Raw genomic sequence first — 16,876 nt, 5'->3', positions numbered from 1 at the left:
CATGCCCGACGAGAACTTCATCTACTCCAACCTGAGCGAACATCCACCGGGCCGTCTCCTACCCCTGCTGCGACGGCACCTGCCCGGGGTCGATCGAGTCGAGAGCGAGATAGGTCGCTATGCAGCGGAGTGGCACGACCGAAATCGTGCTGCACTGGACAGCACCGACCCGCTCTGGGTGGTCCTCGGGGACTCGATCTCGCAGGGCGTCGGAGCCAGCTCGGTGGACCGAGGGTGGGTGGCTCTGGCCAGCCACGCACTTCACGAGACCCACCTTCGTCACCGCGTGCTGAACCTGTCTGTCAGCGGGGCGCGTACCGCAGACGTGATCCACCACCAGATTCCTGCCATGACGCGGCTCGGCCAGGAGCCGGCCCTGGTCACGGTGGTGATCGGCAGCAACGACATGGTGCGCCGCACGTTCCGTGCGTCGCTCGCAGACCACTACCGCGAGCTCATCCGCGTGCTTCCCCGCGGAACGCTGGTTGCCGTGCTGAAGCATGCGTTCGGCCCTCTCGCCGAGGTCAAGCACGACGTGGCCGTCGCCGCGGCTGCAGGCGACGTGCGCATGGTGCCGGTACGTCTCGGCTTCAGGAACCTCGCCGAGGATCACTTCCACCCCGATGACCTCGGTCACGAGCTCCTCGCCAACGACTTCTACGTCGCACTTCACGAGCAGCTGCGCCCGCCCGCCTGAGGGGCTCGAGCAACCTCTCCCCCCGAGATCCCCAGCAGTCGGCTCATCCAGTGCACGGGCATGGGTGAGATGTGCACACCTCTCGCCTCGACCGACGCTGGCCGTCGGGGAGTGTCCAACCTAGGTGCGGGGCGAGGGCACGGCGCCGAGACGGCGTCGCTGGTCCGGGTCCAGACAGCTCGCACGAGCCGCAGCCCTCACGGGCGTTCCTACAAGACGAAACGAGTCAGACGATGTCCCAGGCGACCAAGACCAACCCGGTCATCTTCATCCACGGGCTGTGGATCCACTCGGCCTCCTGGCAGCCGTGGCAGGAGCTGTTCCAGAGCCATGGCTACGCGACCTCCGCACCGGGATGGCCGGGCGATGCCGAGACCGTCGCCCAGACCCGCGCACACCCCGACGCCATGAACGACATCGGCATCGAGCAGATCGTCGAGCACTATGCCGACCTCATCGGCACCCCTGAGACCAAGCCGCTCCTGGTCGGCCACTCCTTCGGCGGACTGATCGCTCAGGAGCTCCTCGCAGGCGGCTACGCAGCAGCGGCCGTGGCGCTCGAGCCCGCCGGGATCAAGGGAGTGAAGGCCCTGCCTCTCGCTCAGCTCAGGTCCGCCTTCCCGGTGCTGGGCAACCCCGCCAACCGGCATCGCGCGGTCTCCCTGACGACCAAGGAGTTCAAGTACGCGTTCGGCAACACGCTGGCCGACGAGGAGTCGGACTCCCTCCACGAGAGCTGGGCCATCCCCGGCGCCGGCCTCCCTCTCTTCCAGGTGGCGACGGCGAACTTCCACTCGCACTCGCCCGCGAAGGTCGACACCCACCTGGCCGATCGCGGACCCCTGTTGCTGACTTCTGGCACCGACGATCACGTCGTTCCTCTCAAGGTCACCAAGGAGGTCTACGAGATGTACCAGAAGGGCCCCGCGGACACCGAGTTCCACCTGTTCGAGGGCCGAGGCCACTCCCTGACCATCGACTCCGGCTGGAGGGACGTCGCCGACGTCGCGCTGGAGTGGTTCTCCGCCAAGGGCTTCTAGCCCCGCCTGATCTCGAGTGTCGACGATGTCAGACCAGTCCGGGCTGCCTCAGCTCGTCGAGCCGACCCGGATCCTGATCACGGGCGACTCGATCACCCAGGGCACGTCCGGTGACTACACGTGGAGGTACCACCTGTGGAACAAGTTGGTGGAGCTCGACCTGCCTGTCGCCTTCGTCGGCCCTCGTAGCGATCTGTACGACTTCGAATCGGGCGAGTTCGGCTCAGCCACCTACGCGCAGGCGTTCGGCGGACAGTCACACGGGGCCAAGTGGGGCAGCTCCCTCTTGCTGGACGGCCCGGAGATCACCGAACAGGTCGAATCGAGCATGCCGGACGTACTCGTCGAGGTGCTGGGGAGCAACGACCTGGCTTGTCTGGCTACGCCGGGCGAAACGGTCGAGCGCCTTCTCACCTACATCGATCGAGCCCGAGCGGCCCGCCCGGGCATCGGCATCGTGGTCGGCACCGTCACGACCAGGTACGACGTCCAGCTCGAGAGATACACCCTCGAGAGTGAGTCCACCGAGTACCGAGCTCTCCTGTCCCAGCTGGCGGCACAGCTGGACACCAGTGGGGCGCGCATCGTCGTTGCAGACATCTCGACCGGCTTCGACCCCAGGACGATGACGTGGGACGGCACGCACCCCAACGAGGCCGGCGAGCGAGTCATCGCCCAGCGGATCTTCGAGGCGCTCGGTGGACTCGGGATCGGCCCCGTTGATACCCATGCGCGCTGACGAGAGATCCGAGCAGAACAGCCGTCTCACCCGCGCGCTCGCGGTGGCGACCGGCGATGATCGCGAGGAGCTCGTCCGTCAGCTGACGGTCCTCAACATCGACATTGCGAGAAGCGTCGCGCGTCGATTCGACCGTCGTGGCGAGTCACTCGCCGACCTGGAGCAGGTCGCCTGTCTGTCGCTCTTCCGCGCTGCCCGCAAGTTCGACCTGACCCGGGGGGAGCACTTCCTGCCGTACGCGGTGGCGACCATCCGCGGCGACCTCCGGCACTTCTTCCGCGATCACGTCTGGATGATCCGGCCATCGCGGCCGGTGCAGACTCGGCACAACGCACTCCGCAAGTCTGGGAGCAACGAGACATCGGACGGCGTCGCGATCGAGACCTGCTATCGGCCGCTGAGCCTCGACATGCCGATCGACGCGAACGACGAGCTGACGCTCGCCGCAATCGTGCCGGACGACACGAACGCGCTCGAACGTGCGGAAGTCCGCGAATACCTCCGCCCGTACCTGTCAGCTCTCACGCCACGCGCGAGGACCCTGCTGCATCTGCGATACGTCGAGGACCGAACCCAGCATGAGATCGGGAAGATGCTCGGCGTGAGTCAGGTCCACGTCTCACGACTGCTCGGCCAGCACCTCGACGAGCTCCGCGTAGCCCTCGGGGTGCCCGCACAGTCGGCGTGACGAGGGCCGAGCGTCGGCCTGCCTTCTGTTGGGCGCATTGTGCACGGGCATCGGTGATACGTGCACGACCAGGACGAGGGCACGCCATGTGCAGACCCCCGGCCGCATGGTGCTCACACAAGAACTTCCGACAGAGGAGCTCCACCTATGCAGCCCAACGAGCCTTTCCGGGCGTCGACGGGCACGCTTGACGGGCTGGCACGGCTACCGATGTCGGCCCCAGCGGCAATCGCGGATTGCGTGCACACGGGACGCGTTGCGAGCCTGGAAGACCTCAACAGGATCTCCGGACACGAGCGTGGCGACGACTCGTTCCAGGGCGGCGACGTCGGCGCGGTGGTCGACCTCCAGGACGGGCGGCGGCTCATGGTGTTCGGAGACACGCTGCGCGGGGAGGGATTCGCCGGCCAGCAGTTCGTCCGCAACTCGATGCTCGTGCTCTCTCCCGACTGCATCGAGTCGGTGCTCCCGGCGGACGGCGGCGCCGTGATCCCAGATCGCGAAGGTGCCGACGAGTTCCCGGTGGGGTACTGGCCGATGTCCCTGAGGCGGGTGGAAAGGCCGGGCTTCGACCTCGTCACCCTCATGGCGCAACGCGTGCAGACCACAGGTTCTGGGGTATGGGACTTCCACACCCTCGGCCCGTCTGTAGCGGTGTTCGTCGTCGAACGCGGTGAGACGCCGCAGCTCATGACGGTGCGTGATCTCGGGCCGGATCTCGACGACGTGGGTTCACCCGAATGGGGAGCCGCAACAGCAGATGACGGCGGATGGCTCTACTTGTACGGCACCGCTCGGCCCGACGAACCCGGCGTGTCTGGGTTCTCGCTCCGAGTCGCCCGGGTCAGGCCCGACCACCTGCTCGACCGGCGCAGATGGTGCTACTGGACGGGGTCTCGCTGGCACGAGGACCCCAGCAAGGCGACCGACCTCATCACCGCCGCACGTGGTGTCTCGCAGACGCTGTCGGTCTTCAAGCAGGGCCCGACCTGGTACGCGCTGAGCAAGAGGAGCGACTTCGTGGGCAGTGATCTCGTTGTCTGGATCGCGGACAACCCGTGGGGACCCTTCGATGACGGCACCACGGTGGGACAGCTGCCTTCCAACGCAGTCACCGGGGAGCTGACGTACATGCCCCTTGCCCACCCGGAGCTCTTTCCGGAAGAGGGGACGGTCGTCGTCTCCTACAGCAGGAACTGCAGCGACGTCGGCGCTGTCATCGCGGATCCGTATGCATACCGCCCCCGGTTCCTCCGCATCAAGCTGCCCTAGCGGGCGGCGGTCACTGCTCAGACGCAATTCAGACCCGGCCACTGCTGGGAGGTGGTGCACCTACGAGCTCTGCCACCTGCTCCGGCAACTCGAGCTGCACCCAGTGTCCGGCGTCGAAGAGGTGCAACCTGCTCGTGGGGAACAGTGCTGCGATGTCATGAGCGGCGGCGGCCGGCATGTACGGGTCGCGTTGGCCGAAGACGATCGTCACGGGACGCTCGAACGACCTCAGCGAATCGATCCTGGCGGTGTTCGACGCGACGTTGCGTTGCGCATCGCCGGTCCACCGCAGGAAGGCCTCGGTCGTGCTCGGGGTGTCCGTGAACTGCTTGATCCACCCCACCTGCTCCGACGTCGGCACGAACCTCCACCGCACCATCTCGCGGAGCAGACGCACTCCGATCCGGATCTTCCTCGGGGAGAGTCCGACGAACCGGCGAAGTGCGCGGAGGGGAAACGCCGCGAGCCCGCGTGGCTTTCGTGGCCTCGCTTGGTCGGCCGTGGAGGAACGGCCGGTGGGAGCCGACTCTGCCTTCGCGAACTGCGCCCCCTGCCAGAGGAAGCCCAGGGACAGAAGACCTTGGTCGCTGGCGATGTCGGACGTCAACGCTCGAGTTGCCGGGTCCGTGAACAGGGCGATCCACTCGGGGAAGCGCAGCGATGATGTCTGGTGGTAGTAGCAGTTGAGAAGCACGAGGTGGTCGGTGCGTGCGGGGTTTCGTCGCGCCCAGTTGATCGCCGTCGGCCCGGACGCGTCGTGGCCGACGATTACGACCGGTCCTTCGGTGAGAGCGGAGACCACCGCGTCCAGATCCTCCTCACAGCTCGCGGCGCCGTACGGATGACCGATCGGCTTGTCCGAATCGCCATATCCGAGGAAGTCGAAGAGCAGGACTCGCCTGCTGGTGAGCGCCATGGCGAGCGGCTCGTTGATGGTGCGGCGGTCCGGGAAGCCGTGCATCACGACGATGGCCGGCTCTGCGCCCGGATAGTCGGCAACGGCGATCTCTCCCTCGGGACGCCCGACGCGTCGGAGGGTCGGCTGGCGTGCTGGCATCGTCATGCCCGCCGATCGACTTCGATGCGTTCGCCGACAAGGTGTGAGCACGGCCTACCGCCTTCGGGCCTCGGGGGCGGGCGACTGAGATGGTCGTCCGTACCGGACGCTAGGTCGCGGGGCGCGATCAGCGGGGATGCTGGTGATGCCGTGCGCGGGCTGCAGATGCTCGTGCACCACGGGACGGAATCTCCAGGCGGGGCCATGCCGGTGGCGGGGACCTCGCTCCCGCCACCGCCAGGTGACGGCGCGCCGACCACACCCGCGAGGGTGAGGGGTACGGCGCGCCGACGGGGTACCGCCCCATGACCAGGTCGAGTGGGTGAAGCGTCACTCCGCGTCGCCCTGGGGCGCTCGAGCTCGAGCTGGGCATGGCCCGTCGCCTCTGGTGGCGGGTCATGACTCACGTCCGGGCAGGAGAGCGCGAAGCCCCGGGACCCGCGCGCCTGCGTGAGGGCGGTCGTCCCGAGGCTTCGTCGCCGACGGACGGGTCAGGCGTTGATCGCGGCCGGGCTGTCGCCCCGGTCGCCGGCGTCGTGGCGGACCTCGATCTTGCGGGGCTTGGCCTTCTCGGCGACGGGTACGACGAGCCGCAGGACGCCGTCGGAGTAGCCGGCCTCGATGCGGTCCAGGTCGAGGTTGTCGCCGAGGACCAGCTGGCGGCTGAAGACCCCGCGCGGACGCTCGGAGGCGAGTGCCTCCCAGTCGCCGTTGCGGGCCACCCGCTCGGCCCGGACGGTGAGCACGTTGCGCTCGACGTCGAGGTCGATGCTGTCGCGGGCCACGCCCGGAAGGTCGAACTCGATGACGAACCGGTCGCCCTCGCGCCACGCGTCCATCGCCATCACGGCGGGCCGGTTGGTGGTGCCCAGGACCTGCTGCGCCAGGCGGTCGAGGTCACGGAACGGGTCGGTCGTACGGATCAGCATCACATGTCCTCCTGTTCATCTCGCCAAGGACGTCAGGCCCTTGGACCTATATCAGTGGTTACAGGTTTTATATAGTCAAAGCATGAGCCGGAGTCAAGACGAGAAACGCACCAGATCTCGCGGGGTGTTCGCGATCTCGGTGGCCGCCGAGATGGTCTCGATGGAGATCCAGAACCTCCGTGTCTACGAGCGCCGCGGCCTGGTCGCCCCGGACCGGACACCGGGCGGCTCGCGGCTCTACAGCCCCGACGACATCGACCGGCTCCACCGGGTGCGCGAGCTCCTCGCCGAGGGCCTCAACCTCGTCGGCATCGCCCACGTCATCGCCCTCGAGGACAGGGTCGAGGCGCTCGAGCGGCGTCTGGCGGCGACGCGGCGCCCTGCGTAGGGTCGCGGCATGCCTGACGCACGCACCCCGGTCCGCGTCGCCATCAACGACGACTACGAGCTGGTCGTCGCCGGCGTCGCAGCCCTGCTCACGCCGTACGCCGACCGGATCGAGGTCGTGGAGCTCGACTCCGACGAGCCGACGGTCAGCGACGTCGACATCGTCCTCTACGACACGTTCGGCCAGGACCAGGGCGAGGACATCGACATCGAGAGTCTCACGGTGGCCGGGAGCCCGAAGGTCGTGATCTACAGCTGGAACCTCCAGCCCGAGCTCGTCGACGGCGCCCTCTCGAGCGGAGCTGCCGGCTACCTGTGGAAGGGCATGCCCACCGCGGACATGGTGGACGCCCTCGAGCAGGTCCACGCCGGCCAGACGGTCACCCCGCCCGCAGCGGCGCGTCCCGACCCCGCGGTCGGCGCGTGGCCGGGCAAGGAGTTCGGGCTGAGCGGTCGCGAGGCCGAGGTCGTCGCCCTCATCACCCAGGGCCTGACCAACCAGGAGATCGCCGACAAGGTCTACCTGTCCATCAACTCGGTCAAGACCTACATCCGCACGGCGTACCGGAAGATCGACGTGCGGCGCCGGTCGCAGGCCGTCGCCTGGGGGCTGAACCACGGCTTCGCGCCCGACCACTCCCGCATGCTCGACCCGCAGCACCGGCACCCGGCCCGCTGACGTCGGGACTCACCGCCCGGCCACCAGCATGACGGCGTCGGCGAGGGCGATCCCGATCGCGGCCTGGAAGGGTGTGCGCCCGTCGGCGACGAGCGCGACGACTCCGAGCCCGGCGACCGCCGTGAGGACGACGACGACCAGCCAGACCGGCACCGCAGCCGATCCGAGCACGATCACCACCGAGGCCAGGACGAGCACCGCGACGGCGAGCCACCGGGTACGGCGCGGGCCGAGCCGGTGGGGGAGGCCGCGTACGCCGGTCGCCTCGTCGTCGGCGAGGTCGGGCAGGGCGTTGACCAGGTGGGCGCCGACGCCGAGGAGTGCGGCGGAGACCGGCATCCACAGGGGTGGTGGTCCCGCTCCGGGGTCCGCCAGCTCCACGAACACGGGCAGTCCGCCGAAGGCCAGCGCGTAGGGCAGCCAGGAGAAGGGCGTCGACTTCAGGCCGAGGTTGTAGGCCCAGGCGACGGCGACACAGCCGAGGTGGACCACGCCGGCGACGAGGCCGCACAGGAGCGACAGCACGACGGTGGCCGCGACCGCGATGGCGCACGCGCGGGCCGTCAGGGTGGCCGACAGGGCACCGGTCGCAAGAGGCTTGTCGGACCGACCGACCTGCCGGTCACGGTGGCGGTCGATGAGGTCGTTGGACCAGCCGACCGACAGCTGCCCGGCGGCGACGGCGCCGGCGACCAGGGCGACCCGGCCGCCCGAGAGGTCCGCGGAGACGGCGAGGGCCACGGCGAGGACGGTCACGGCGAGGGCCGGGCCGGGGTGCGCTGAGCGCACCAGAGCCACGACCGTTGCCGCTGGCTCCATCTGGGTACTGTAGGCAGAGTCGTGGCGGGGACCTAGCAGAGGCGAGAACAACCAGATGGTGGTGCAGGCGGACCCCGCAGACCTCGTCGTGCTCCTGGACGACGACGGACGGCCCAGCGGTACGGCGCCCCGCGCCACGGTGCACAGCACCGACACCCCGCTGCACCTGGCCTTCTCCTGCTACGTGTTCGACGCCGCCGGCCGGCTGCTGCTGACCCGGCGGGCCGTCACCAAGCCGACGTGGCCCGGGGTCTGGACCAACTCCTTCTGCGGGCACCCGCGTCCCGGTGAGGAGTCCGTCGACGCCCTGCACCGCTACGCCCGGCACGAGCTGGGGATGGCGGTCCTCGAGCCCGTCTGCCTGCTGCCGTCGTTCCGCTACCGGGCCGTGGATGCCGGCGGCATCGTCGAGAACGAGCTCTGCCCCGTGTACGCCGTCCGCTGCACCGACGAGCCGGTCCTGAACCCCGACGAGGCGGCCGAGTCCCGCTGGGTCGAGCTGGCCGAGCTGCGCGCGGCCGTCAGCTCCGCGCCATGGGCGCTGAGCCCCTGGCTGCTGGAGCAGGTCGCGGAGATCGAGGCCGTCGACGGTTGGACCGCGCTCCGACCGTGACCGCGATCCCCGCGGTCGCCCACCCGGCGACCACGTCGACCGCGTAGTGCTCGCCGGTGTACACGAGCGTCAGCGCCATCAGGGCCACGTAGAGAAGCAGTGCGGCCCGCCACCCGTTGCCGACCACGGGCCAGAGGAACAGCGCCACGAGCAGTGCGGCTCCGGCGTGCAGCGACGGCATGGCCGCCACCGGGTTGCTCTCGCCCTGCCCGAGCGCGCTGAGCCTCGCGATCGGGTCGAGCTCGAGGAAGTGCCAGCCGAAGCGGGAGATGCGGTCGACGGTGCCGATCTGGTCCTGCTCGGACGCCAGCCAGGGTGGTGCCGCCGGGTAGAGGACGTACCCGGACACCCCGACGACCGTGAAGGTGAGGACGGCCGTCAGCCAGGCGGCGAACCGGTCCCGCATCCGGAACCAGGCGACGCCGGTCAGGAGAGGGATGGAGAAGAAGTGCGTGGCATAGACGAGGGCGGCGACGGCGTCGTACCAGTGCGTCGACCCGTCCACCAGGTGCTGCTGGAGCCACACCGACGGCACGACACCGAAGACGGCGCTGTCGGCGTGCGGTGGCCCCGCGACATGGAGACCGAAGCCGAGGCGGTTGGTGGCGCCGCCGTCCGCGAGCGGGGTGTTGATCCACTGGGCCACGGCGTAGGCGACGAGGATCCCGCTCAGCGGAGACCACGCGATCAACAGCTGGGCAACGGGGCCGTGCCGGTCGCCCGCGCCGGTCACCGCCCCCGCCGATCCATCAGCGCGTCGATCCGGAACCGGTTGTAGCGCTGGATGACGATGAACGGCAGGTTGACCAGCACGCCGTACGCGATGAGCAGCACCGCCGCGAGCGGGGGGTTCCAGAGGACGAAGAGCGGTCCGCAGAAGAGGGCCCACCAGTGGGCCAGCTCGGCCCGGCGGGTCTCCCGGGCGAACGTCTCCAGCCCGGCGACGTCGTACGTCGGGACGTGCCGCTTGCTCATCCCGCCGCGGAAGAGGTCGCCGGCGTCCGGGAGCCGGTCCTTCCAGCGGTGGATCCGCAGCCGGCGCCGGTACCAGCGGCCGCGGTCCTCGAAGGGCCGCTGGCGCAGCAGCCACCCGTCGCGCGCCAGCCGTCGGTCGTCGAGGCGGTGCGCGGCGTAGCCGGTGGCGGCGTGGAAGACGCCCCACGCGACGATGTCGACGAGGACGGTCAGGGCCTGGGGCATCACGAGCCGGAGCATCAGGCACCCTCCTCGACCGGACCGCGACCGCCGAGAGGTACGTCGCGTCCGCGCCACCGCACCGAGCGACGGAGCACCGTGCGGACCAGCGAACGCGCGAAGACGAGGTCGAAGACGAGCAGCGGGACGGGGAACAGCGCCCAGGTCCACCAGCGGAACGTCCCGAGCCGGCGCAGCACCGACCTCAGCTGCCAGGCGACGACCACCCAGCCGACGGCCCACAGCGCAGGAGCGCCGTACGTCGGCGCCACGTCGCTCCCGGTCAGCGCTCCTGCCAGGGCGAGGACGGCGCCGACCGCGACGGCGTGGTGCGCGCTGACCCAGGCGACGGCGCCGAGGGTGGGCCCGGGTGCCGCGGCCGATGCCCCGGAGGCGAAGTTCTTGGTCCAGCCGGAGGCCAGCTGCCGGAAGCCGCCCGGGTAGCTCCGCATCTGCACCGAGCGGCCGCCGACGGCGCACGTCACCGGCAGGCCGGCCCGCTGGTAGGCAGCCGCCAGCCGGACGTCGTCGAGGATCTCGGCGCGGACGACGGCGTGGCCGCCCGCCCGCTCGTAGTCCGCCCGGGAGGTCAGCAGGCACGGGCCGAACGCCATGACCCGGCCGCGCGGCCGGCGGCGGAACAGCCCGGTGGCGAGGACCCCGACGGCGTTGAAGTAGGCCGACAGCTGCTCGTAGGGCCGCACGGCGGTGTGGAAGGGCTGGACCGACACGAGCCCGCCGTACGCGTCGTGCACCTGCAGCAGCCCGCCCAGCGCGTCGGGGGCCAGCCTCGTGTCGGCGTCGAGGAAGAGCAGGACGTCACCGCTGCTCGCCCGGGCGCCGACGTGGCAGGCCCAGGCCTTGCCGGTCCAGCCCGGCGGTGGGTCGCCCGCGGGCAGGACGGTCGCGCCGAGGGCGTGGGCCACCGCGGCCGTCGTGTCCCGCGAGCCGTCGTCGACGACCACGACCTCGCGGACGGCGACCTCGAGCCCCCACACGGACTCGAGCAGCGCCGGGAGGGTGGCCTCCTCGTCGCGCGCCGGGACGACCACCGAGACGCCGGCCGTCTGCCCCTCCGACCTGCCTCCGCGGGGCAGCGTCCGGAGGTCGCCGAGCAGCCGGCCCGCGCCCAGCAGCGCGGCCAGCAGAAGCGTCGCGACGACCAGGTCGGTCATGCCAGCGGGCTGACGAGGAGCGGCATGCCGCCGCGCGGGTGCACGGCGACCTGCGCCTCCGGCCGCGGGCGCGACCAGCCATGCGGCACGTCGACGCGGTACGCCGTGAGCAGCCGGCTCAGCACGACGACCATCTCGCCGAGCGCGAACTCCCGCCCGATGCACAGGCGCGGGCCCTGGCCGAACGGCAGGTAGCCCGGCAGCGTCGCACCGGCGCCGAGGAAGCGTTGCGGCCGGAACGCGAGCGGGTCGGCCCAGGTCTCGGCGCGGCGGTGCACCAGCCACGGGCTGACGATGACCAGGGTGCCTGCGGGGACCGGGTGACCGGCGACCACGTCGTCCCGGGTCGAGCGGCGCGACAGCGCCCAGGCGGGTGGGTAGAGCCGCAGCGCCTCGTCGACGACCGCCCGCGTCCAGGGCAGCGTCTCCCGGTGCCCGAGCAGGGACACCGGGCCATCGTGCCCGGCGAGCTCGGCGCGCACCCGGTCCTGCGCCGGCTGGTCCTCCGCCAGCAGCATCAGCGTCCACGCCAGCGCTGCGGCGACGGTCTCGTGCCCGGCGATCACCATGGTGACCAGCTCGTCGGAGATCTGGGTGTCGCTGAGGCCGCTCGCCAGGAGGAGCCCGAGGAGGTCGTCGCCGTGGGCGCCGCGTCGGCGTCGCTCCGCGATCAGGTCGGCGGAGATGGCGGCCAGGCGCCGCCGGGTGGCGCGCAGCCGGACGTTGGTCGGCGTCGGCGCCCACGTCGCGGTCGGCAGCACGGACCGACCCAGCCGGACCACCAGGGTCGCCGCCTCGCTCGTCGCGTCGAGCAGGCGTTGGGCGTGCCCGGACAGGTCGGTGGAGAAGAGTGCCCGCCCGACGGCGTCGAGACCGATGCGGTGCGTGAGCGCGGCGACGTCCATCGGTGTGCCCGGGCCGGCGCCCCGGAGGCCGGAGACGGCGGCGTCCGCCGCGGCACCCACCTGGTGGCCCACGGCCAGCAGCCGCTGGTGGTGGAACGCCGGTGCGGCCAGACGTCGGTGCTCGAGCCAGGTCGGTTCGGACGAGGCGAGGAGGCCGGGACCGGTCACCCGGGCCAGCGCGGCGTACTGCACGGTCTGCTTGCCCCAGTGCCGGGCCGAGGTCTGCAGCACCTGGCGGGCGCCGTCGGGGTCGCTGACCAGCAGGGCCGGCGGCCCGGGGACGGGGAACGACACCACGTCGCCGTACCTCTCGGTGACCTCGGTGAGGAAGGACAACGGGTCGGCACGGATCGACCGGAAGGCGCGGGCCATGTCCAGCGAGCTCGGTCCGGCGATCCCGATGTCGGTGGGCTGCATCGCCTTCAGCCGGGTCGAGACGCTCACGGCGTCCTCTCGACCGTCCGCCTGCCCAGCCACACCCAGGCCACACAGGTCGTCAGCACGAGGGCGAAGCCGAAGGCCAGGTCCTCGACCGGCGCGTAGACCAGCCGTCCGTCCCCGACGAAGGTGACGTCGCCGCTGCCGATGATCGTGTCGGGGTCGTAGCGGACGATGCCGCGACCGGTGAGCCATCCGTTGGTCAGGAGCTGGAAGAAGACGATGATCGCGTACGCCGTCCACCAGGTCCTCGTGCTGGTGAGGCGCGTGCGCGCCACCCAGCGGTCGAGGACGACGACGGCCAGCACCGCGACGACGCAGATCGCCGTGTAGGTCACCCGAGCTCCTGGCGACGGCGGGCCGCGACCGCCCGGACGGACTCGAAGGTGAGCACCGAGACGAGGGGGATGACGACGAAGAAGCCGATCTCCTCCAGAGGGAGGTCGGCCACCCGCCAGGGCAGTGTCTGGTCCGCGTCGAACCGCCAGTGGCCGGCCGAGGTGGCGTAGAGGTCCCAGACCAGGAACGGCACGCCGCCCGCGAGGATCGTCAGGACCAGTCGCGTCGGCTGCCGCAGCACGCCGAGCCGGAACAGCACGACGAGCGGCAGCGTGCCGACGAGGCAGAAGGCCAGCATCGCGACGTACGACCAGTGGGGGAGGCTCATCCGGGCACCGGGACTGCTGAGCGGTCGCCGCTGAGCCGCTTCAGCACCAGCTCCGCGCTGATCAGGCACATCGGGAGGCCCACGCCAGGCACCGTGCTGGCGCCGGCGTACAGCAGTCCGTCGACCTTCGACGACACGTTGCCGGGCCGGAGGAAGGCGCTCTGGCGCAGGGTGTGCTCGAGACCCAGCGCCCCGCCCTGCCAGGAGTTGTAGCGCTGGGCGAAGTCGTCCGGCCCGACCGTGTGCCGCACGCGGATGCGGTCCCGCAGGTCGGGAATCCCGGCCCAAGCCGCCACCTGGTCGATCGCCGCGTCGGCCGTGCGCTCGACGGTCTCGGAGCCGGTGCCGTCGGGACCACCCCGGCCGATCTCCACGTCGGCGGGCACGGGCACCAGGACGAAGAGGTTCTCGGAGCCCTCGGGCGCGACGGTGGGGTCGGTCTCGGACGGCTTGCAGACGTAGACCGACGCGGGGTCGGGGACGCGGGCGTCGGGGCCGAAGATGTCGCCGAAGTTCTGGTCCCAGTCCGCGGTGAAGAAGAGCGAGTGGTGGGGCAGCTGGGGGAGCCGTCCCTCGACACCGAGCATCGCCAGCACTGCGCCGGGCCCGGGTGACCGGTGCTGCCAGGTCCGGCGCGGATGGGTCTGCAGCGGGCGGGGGAGCAGCGCGGTCTCGATGTGGTGGAGGTCGGCAGCGCCGACGACCACGTCGGCGGAGAACGTACGGCGGTCGCCGTCGAAGGTCGCCTCCACGCCGGTGACCCGGGCCCGGCGGCCGCTGCCTCCGGTCAGGATGCTCGTGACCGCGGCGCCGGTGTGCAGCCGCGCTCCGTGACGCTCGGCGAGGCCCGCGATCGCCTCGATCAGCCGGGTGAACCCGCCCTGGGGGTAGAGCACCCGGTCGCCGAGGTCGAGCCGGCTCATCAGGTGGTACATGCTCGGGGCGCGGCCCGGCGACGACCCCAGGAAGACCGCGGGGTAGCCCAGCACCTGGCGGAGTCGGTTGTCGGAGAACTGGGACGCCACGTGGCTGCCGAGCGACCGGGTCAGCAGCCGGCTCAGCCGCAGGCCCCGGCGTACGACGTCGGGGTGCAGCAGCGTCGTCGGCGCGTCGAAGTTGTTGTAGAGGAAGCGGCGCAGCGCGACGTCGTACGTGTCCTCGGCGGAGCGGAGGTAGGCGTCGAACCGCTCACCGGCGCCGGGCTCGATGGACTCGAAGAGGGCGCGGTTGTGGTCGCGGTCGGGACGGATGTCGACCGGCTCGGGGTGGCCCTCGAACCAGACGCGGTAGCTCGGGTCGAGCACGGTCAGGTCGAGCTCCGCGGCGGCCGTGGTGCCGAGCAGGGAGAAGAAGTGCTCGAAGACCTCGGGCATCAGGTACCACGAGGCGCCGGTGTCGAAGCGGAAGCCGTCCTGCTCGATGCTGCCGACGCGACCGCCGAGGTCGTCGTTCTTCTCGAGGAGGTCGACGCTGTAGCCGCGCGAGGCCAGCAGGGCCGCGGTGGCGAGGCCGGCGATCCCGCCGCCGATGACCACGACCTGGCGTTGGTCGGATCCTCCTGCCGAGGCCCCGGCAGCGGACAGGTCGTCGATCAGGGCGCTCATGTGCGGCCCCCGTACAGGGCGCCGGCCACGACGCGGACCTTGACCGGGTCGGGCACCCGGACGCGGGAGCGGAGGATGTCGCTCGCCGGGGTGGCCCGGAGCCGGGCAGCGAGCTCGGCGAACGTCGCGTGGGCGGCCACGACGGCGCGCCGGCTGCTCGTCGGCAGGAACGGGATGACGACCGCGGCCGCATCGAGGTCGGCCGCGATGTCGTCGAGGATGCCGTCGCGGTCGGCGTCGCAGAACCCGTCGACGTCGAGGCCGGGGAAGTAGCTGCGGCGCAGCACGTCATGGTCATCGGCGAGGTCGCGGAGGAAGTTGAGCTTCTGGAAGGCCGCGCCGAGCCGTTGCGCTCCCGGCGCGAGCCGGGCGTACTCGCGGTCGCGGTCGTGATCGGCCGAGAGGAAGACCCGCAGGCACATCAGCCCGACCACCTCGGCGGAGCCGTAGACGTAGCGGCCGAAGCTCTCCGGCGTGTGGACGGTGGTGTCCAGGTCCATCCGCATCGAGGCGAAGAACGGGTCGATGAGGTCGGCATCGATGCCGCACCCGATCGCCGTGCGGGCGAACGCGTGGACGACGAGGTTGCCGCTGTAGCCGGTCTCCAGGGACTGTCGTACGTCGTCCTGCAGCGAGCTCAGCATCTGCTCGCGCGGTGCGCGCCCGAGTCCCGGGTCGGGGTTGTCGACGATCTCGTCGGCGACCCGGACGAGCGCGTAGACGTTGCGCACCTGCGTGCGCACGGGCTTGGCCAGCAGCAGGGACGCCAGGCCGAACGAGCTCGAGTAGCGGCGGATGACCATCGCCGCGCTGCCCTCGGAGACCGAGTCGTAGAGCGTGCGTGCGGGCGGGCGGCTGACGAGCAGGGAGTTCATGCCGCCACCCCCTCGGCGGCCCGCGCCGGGAGGCACGCGGCGACGACCGGGATCACGTCGGCGGAGATGCCGATCTCGTCGAGGAGGCTGCTCGCGCGAGCGAGGTGGGTCCCGGCGAGCTCGTCCACGAAGTCGCGAGAGCCGCAGGTCGTGAGCAGCCGCTGGGCCTCGCCCAGCTCCACCTCGGTGAGGTCGCGTCCGACGTACGTCCGGATCTCCTCCCACTCGGGGGTCGAGGTCGCGTGCACCAGCAGCGGTGTCTGCTTGCGTGACCGCAGGTCGCTGGTCACGCTCTTGCCGGTCTGCGCCGGGTCACCGAAGACGCCGATGAGGTCGTCCACGAGCTGGAACGCGACCCCGAGCATCAGCCCGGCCTCCCCGAGCCGGGCCACGGTGGGCTCGTCCGCCCCGGCGAGCACCGCTCCGACCTGTAGCGGAAGCGCGAAGGAGTAGGCGCTGGTCTTCTGCTCCTCCATCGCCAGGCTCGCGGAGAGCGAGGCCGGGTCGAGGTGGAGCGCGAACCGGACGTCGGCCAGCTCGCCGGCCGCGGTCGTGTGGAGGGCCGCGTCGAAGAGGTCCAGCACCCGGTGCGTCACGTCGGTGGCGGCCCCGCACGTCGCGACCGCACGGATCGCGGCCGCCAGGGCCAGGTCGCCGGCCAGGATGCCGGCGGCGCGTCCGAGGCCCGCTGCCTCGTCAGGGCCGGCGCCGGCCGCTAGGGTCCGCGACGTGAAGGTGCCGCTCACGTTGAGGCGGCCGCGTCGTACGTCGTCGCCGTCGATCACGTCGTCGTGGATGACGAACGCGGTGTGGAGGAGCTCGACGGCCGCCCCGACGGTCGCCGCAGCCTCCGGGCTGGTGCCGCCCAGCGCGTCGTGGGCGGCGGTCACCAGCGCCGGCCGGAACCGCTTGCCGCCCTCGGTCGCGGCCGCGACGGCCTCCCAGAGGCGGGCGTGTGCGGGGTCGATCGCCGCCGCGCGGGTCTGGCCGTCGCGCAGCAGCCGGTGCAGTGCCTCATCGGTGGTGCGTGGCGTCACGACGATCTCCTCGTGCGGGTGTCGAACAAACCTATGCAAGACTTGGAGAATAACTTGGGCA

General features: G+C 71.0%; 20 protein-coding genes. 8 read left to right on the top strand and 12 right to left on the bottom strand.

The features are described from left to right. The first annotated feature begins 1 nt into the window (after window position 1). The 5 genes from ABEA34_RS02125 (at window position 2) to ABEA34_RS02105 (ending at window position 4,436) form a co-directional block, all read left to right on the top strand. Window positions 2-697 (top strand): SGNH/GDSL hydrolase family protein, encoded by a 696-nt coding sequence (locus ABEA34_RS02125; RefSeq protein ID WP_345518749.1) that lies wholly within the window; start codon window positions 2-4, stop codon window positions 695-697. A gap of 233 nt (window positions 698-930) precedes the next feature. Further along, window positions 931-1,737, top strand: coding sequence for an alpha/beta hydrolase (locus tag ABEA34_RS02120; RefSeq protein WP_345518747.1), 807 nt, complete (start codon window positions 931-933; stop codon window positions 1,735-1,737). A gap of 25 nt (window positions 1,738-1,762) precedes the next feature. Beyond that, complete coding sequence (locus ABEA34_RS02115) at window positions 1,763-2,476, top strand: SGNH/GDSL hydrolase family protein (protein WP_345518745.1); 714 nt, start codon at window positions 1,763-1,765, stop codon at window positions 2,474-2,476. Then, entirely contained in the window at window positions 2,466-3,164 is a 699-nt protein-coding gene (locus ABEA34_RS02110) for a sigma-70 family RNA polymerase sigma factor (protein WP_345518743.1), read from the top strand. The genes ABEA34_RS02115 and ABEA34_RS02110 overlap by 11 nt, the downstream gene beginning before the upstream one ends. 147 nt (window positions 3,165-3,311) lie before the next feature. Continuing rightward, entirely contained in the window at window positions 3,312-4,436 is a 1,125-nt protein-coding gene (locus ABEA34_RS02105; RefSeq protein WP_345518741.1) for a DUF4185 domain-containing protein, read from the top strand. Window positions 4,437-4,464: 28 nt separating this feature from the next. On the opposite strand, the gene ABEA34_RS02100 is transcribed toward ABEA34_RS02105, so the two are convergent. Both ABEA34_RS02100 and ABEA34_RS02095 read right to left on the bottom strand, forming a co-directional pair. After that, window positions 4,465-5,499 (bottom strand): alpha/beta fold hydrolase, encoded by a 1,035-nt coding sequence (locus ABEA34_RS02100; RefSeq protein ID WP_345518739.1) that lies wholly within the window; start codon window positions 5,497-5,499, stop codon window positions 4,465-4,467. Between the two features lie 485 nt (window positions 5,500-5,984). Then, window positions 5,985-6,422: an Hsp20/alpha crystallin family protein gene (locus tag ABEA34_RS02095; protein WP_345518737.1), complete on the bottom strand. Its 438-nt coding sequence runs from the start codon at window positions 6,420-6,422 to the stop codon at window positions 5,985-5,987. A gap of 82 nt (window positions 6,423-6,504) precedes the next feature. Between ABEA34_RS02095 and ABEA34_RS02090 the strand changes: the two genes are divergently transcribed. Next, window positions 6,505-6,810, top strand: a complete 306-nt coding sequence (locus ABEA34_RS02090; RefSeq protein WP_345518735.1) for a MerR family transcriptional regulator — start codon at window positions 6,505-6,507, stop codon at window positions 6,808-6,810. A 9-nt stretch (window positions 6,811-6,819) separates the two neighbouring features. Beyond that, on the top strand, window positions 6,820-7,488 hold the full coding sequence (locus tag ABEA34_RS02085; RefSeq protein WP_345518733.1) for a LuxR C-terminal-related transcriptional regulator: 669 nt from the start codon (window positions 6,820-6,822) through the stop codon (window positions 7,486-7,488). A gap of 9 nt (window positions 7,489-7,497) precedes the next feature. Here the strand turns inward: ABEA34_RS02085 and ABEA34_RS02080 are convergent, their stop codons facing one another. Next, window positions 7,498-8,307 (bottom strand): UbiA family prenyltransferase, encoded by an 810-nt coding sequence (locus tag ABEA34_RS02080; protein WP_345518731.1) that lies wholly within the window; start codon window positions 8,305-8,307, stop codon window positions 7,498-7,500. 55 nt (window positions 8,308-8,362) lie between these two features. Here ABEA34_RS02080 and idi point away from each other — a divergent pair, with 55 nt between their 5' ends. After that, entirely contained in the window at window positions 8,363-8,920 is a 558-nt protein-coding gene (gene idi / locus ABEA34_RS02075; RefSeq protein ID WP_345518729.1) for an isopentenyl-diphosphate Delta-isomerase, read from the top strand. Here the strand turns inward: idi and ABEA34_RS02070 are convergent. Genes ABEA34_RS02070 through ABEA34_RS02030 form a run of 9 tightly spaced genes read right to left on the bottom strand, consistent with a single transcriptional unit; the run spans window position 8,829 to window position 16,815 of the window. Continuing rightward, a complete protein-coding gene (locus ABEA34_RS02070) occupies window positions 8,829-9,653 on the bottom strand; it encodes a phosphatase PAP2 family protein (RefSeq protein ID WP_345518727.1) in 825 nt (274 codons plus the stop codon). The two genes, idi and ABEA34_RS02070, sit on opposite strands and share 92 nt — an antisense overlap. Next, window positions 9,650-10,135 carry a glycosyl-4,4'-diaponeurosporenoate acyltransferase CrtO family protein gene (locus ABEA34_RS02065; protein WP_345518725.1) on the bottom strand — a complete coding sequence of 162 codons (486 nt, stop codon included), beginning with the start codon at window positions 10,133-10,135 and terminating at the stop codon, window positions 9,650-9,652. The genes ABEA34_RS02070 and ABEA34_RS02065 overlap by 4 nt, the downstream gene beginning before the upstream one ends. After that, window positions 10,135-11,289, bottom strand: a complete 1,155-nt coding sequence (locus tag ABEA34_RS02060) for a glycosyltransferase family 2 protein (protein ID WP_345518723.1) — start codon at window positions 11,287-11,289, stop codon at window positions 10,135-10,137. Before ABEA34_RS02060 ends, ABEA34_RS02065 begins: the two co-directional genes overlap by 1 nt. Next, complete coding sequence (locus ABEA34_RS02055) at window positions 11,286-12,638, bottom strand: cytochrome P450 (protein ID WP_345518721.1); 1,353 nt, start codon at window positions 12,636-12,638, stop codon at window positions 11,286-11,288. The genes ABEA34_RS02060 and ABEA34_RS02055 overlap by 4 nt, the downstream gene beginning before the upstream one ends. Further along, window positions 12,635-12,970: a lycopene cyclase domain-containing protein gene (locus ABEA34_RS02050; RefSeq protein ID WP_345518719.1), complete on the bottom strand. Its 336-nt coding sequence runs from the start codon at window positions 12,968-12,970 to the stop codon at window positions 12,635-12,637. The genes ABEA34_RS02055 and ABEA34_RS02050 overlap by 4 nt, the downstream gene beginning before the upstream one ends. Further along, complete coding sequence (locus ABEA34_RS02045; RefSeq protein WP_345518717.1) at window positions 12,967-13,299, bottom strand: lycopene cyclase domain-containing protein; 333 nt, start codon at window positions 13,297-13,299, stop codon at window positions 12,967-12,969. The genes ABEA34_RS02050 and ABEA34_RS02045 overlap by 4 nt, the downstream gene beginning before the upstream one ends. Continuing rightward, on the bottom strand, window positions 13,296-14,903 hold the full coding sequence (gene crtI, locus ABEA34_RS02040; protein WP_345518715.1) for a phytoene desaturase family protein: 1,608 nt from the start codon (window positions 14,901-14,903) through the stop codon (window positions 13,296-13,298). Before crtI ends, ABEA34_RS02045 begins: the two co-directional genes overlap by 4 nt. Then, on the bottom strand, window positions 14,900-15,778 hold the full coding sequence (locus ABEA34_RS02035) for a phytoene/squalene synthase family protein (protein ID WP_345518713.1): 879 nt from the start codon (window positions 15,776-15,778) through the stop codon (window positions 14,900-14,902). The genes crtI and ABEA34_RS02035 overlap by 4 nt, the downstream gene beginning before the upstream one ends. After that, window positions 15,775-16,815, bottom strand: coding sequence for a polyprenyl synthetase family protein (locus ABEA34_RS02030; RefSeq protein WP_345518711.1), 1,041 nt, complete (start codon window positions 16,813-16,815; stop codon window positions 15,775-15,777). Before ABEA34_RS02030 ends, ABEA34_RS02035 begins: the two co-directional genes overlap by 4 nt. Window positions 16,816-16,876: the final 61 nt, after the last annotated feature.

It is taken from the genome of Nocardioides conyzicola (genome assembly GCF_039543825.1).
Taxonomy (GTDB): Bacteria; Actinomycetota; Actinomycetes; order Propionibacteriales; family Nocardioidaceae; genus Nocardioides; species Nocardioides conyzicola.
This window is presented reverse-complemented; position numbering and strand designations above follow the sequence as displayed.

Bases quoted from the DNA above. Each gene is read 5' to 3' on its own strand.
- ABEA34_RS02090 (WP_345518735.1), top strand. From the start codon at position 6,505: ATGAGCCGGAGTCAAGACGAGAAACGCACCAGATCTCGCGGGGTGTTC.
- ABEA34_RS02125 (WP_345518749.1), top strand. From the start codon at position 2: ATGCCCGACGAGAACTTCATCTACTCCAACCTGAGCGAACATCCACCG.
- ABEA34_RS02110 (WP_345518743.1), top strand. From the start codon at position 2,466: ATGCGCGCTGACGAGAGATCCGAGCAGAACAGCCGTCTCACCCGCGCG.
- ABEA34_RS02080 (WP_345518731.1), bottom strand. From the start codon at position 8,307: ATGGAGCCAGCGGCAACGGTCGTGGCTCTGGTGCGCTCAGCGCACCCC.
- ABEA34_RS02065 (WP_345518725.1), bottom strand. From the start codon at position 10,135: ATGCTCCGGCTCGTGATGCCCCAGGCCCTGACCGTCCTCGTCGACATC.
- ABEA34_RS02035 (WP_345518713.1), bottom strand. From the start codon at position 15,778: ATGAACTCCCTGCTCGTCAGCCGCCCGCCCGCACGCACGCTCTACGAC.
- ABEA34_RS02120 (WP_345518747.1), top strand. From the start codon at position 931: ATGTCCCAGGCGACCAAGACCAACCCGGTCATCTTCATCCACGGGCTG.
- ABEA34_RS02115 (WP_345518745.1), top strand. From the start codon at position 1,763: ATGTCAGACCAGTCCGGGCTGCCTCAGCTCGTCGAGCCGACCCGGATC.
- idi (WP_345518729.1), top strand. From the start codon at position 8,363: ATGGTGGTGCAGGCGGACCCCGCAGACCTCGTCGTGCTCCTGGACGAC.
- ABEA34_RS02085 (WP_345518733.1), top strand. From the start codon at position 6,820: ATGCCTGACGCACGCACCCCGGTCCGCGTCGCCATCAACGACGACTAC.
- ABEA34_RS02105 (WP_345518741.1), top strand. From the start codon at position 3,312: ATGCAGCCCAACGAGCCTTTCCGGGCGTCGACGGGCACGCTTGACGGG.
- ABEA34_RS02095 (WP_345518737.1), bottom strand. From the start codon at position 6,422: ATGCTGATCCGTACGACCGACCCGTTCCGTGACCTCGACCGCCTGGCG.
- ABEA34_RS02100 (WP_345518739.1), bottom strand. From the start codon at position 5,499: ATGACGATGCCAGCACGCCAGCCGACCCTCCGACGCGTCGGGCGTCCC.
- ABEA34_RS02060 (WP_345518723.1), bottom strand. From the start codon at position 11,289: ATGACCGACCTGGTCGTCGCGACGCTTCTGCTGGCCGCGCTGCTGGGC.
- crtI (WP_345518715.1), bottom strand. From the start codon at position 14,903: ATGAGCGCCCTGATCGACGACCTGTCCGCTGCCGGGGCCTCGGCAGGA.
- ABEA34_RS02045 (WP_345518717.1), bottom strand. From the start codon at position 13,299: ATGAGCCTCCCCCACTGGTCGTACGTCGCGATGCTGGCCTTCTGCCTC.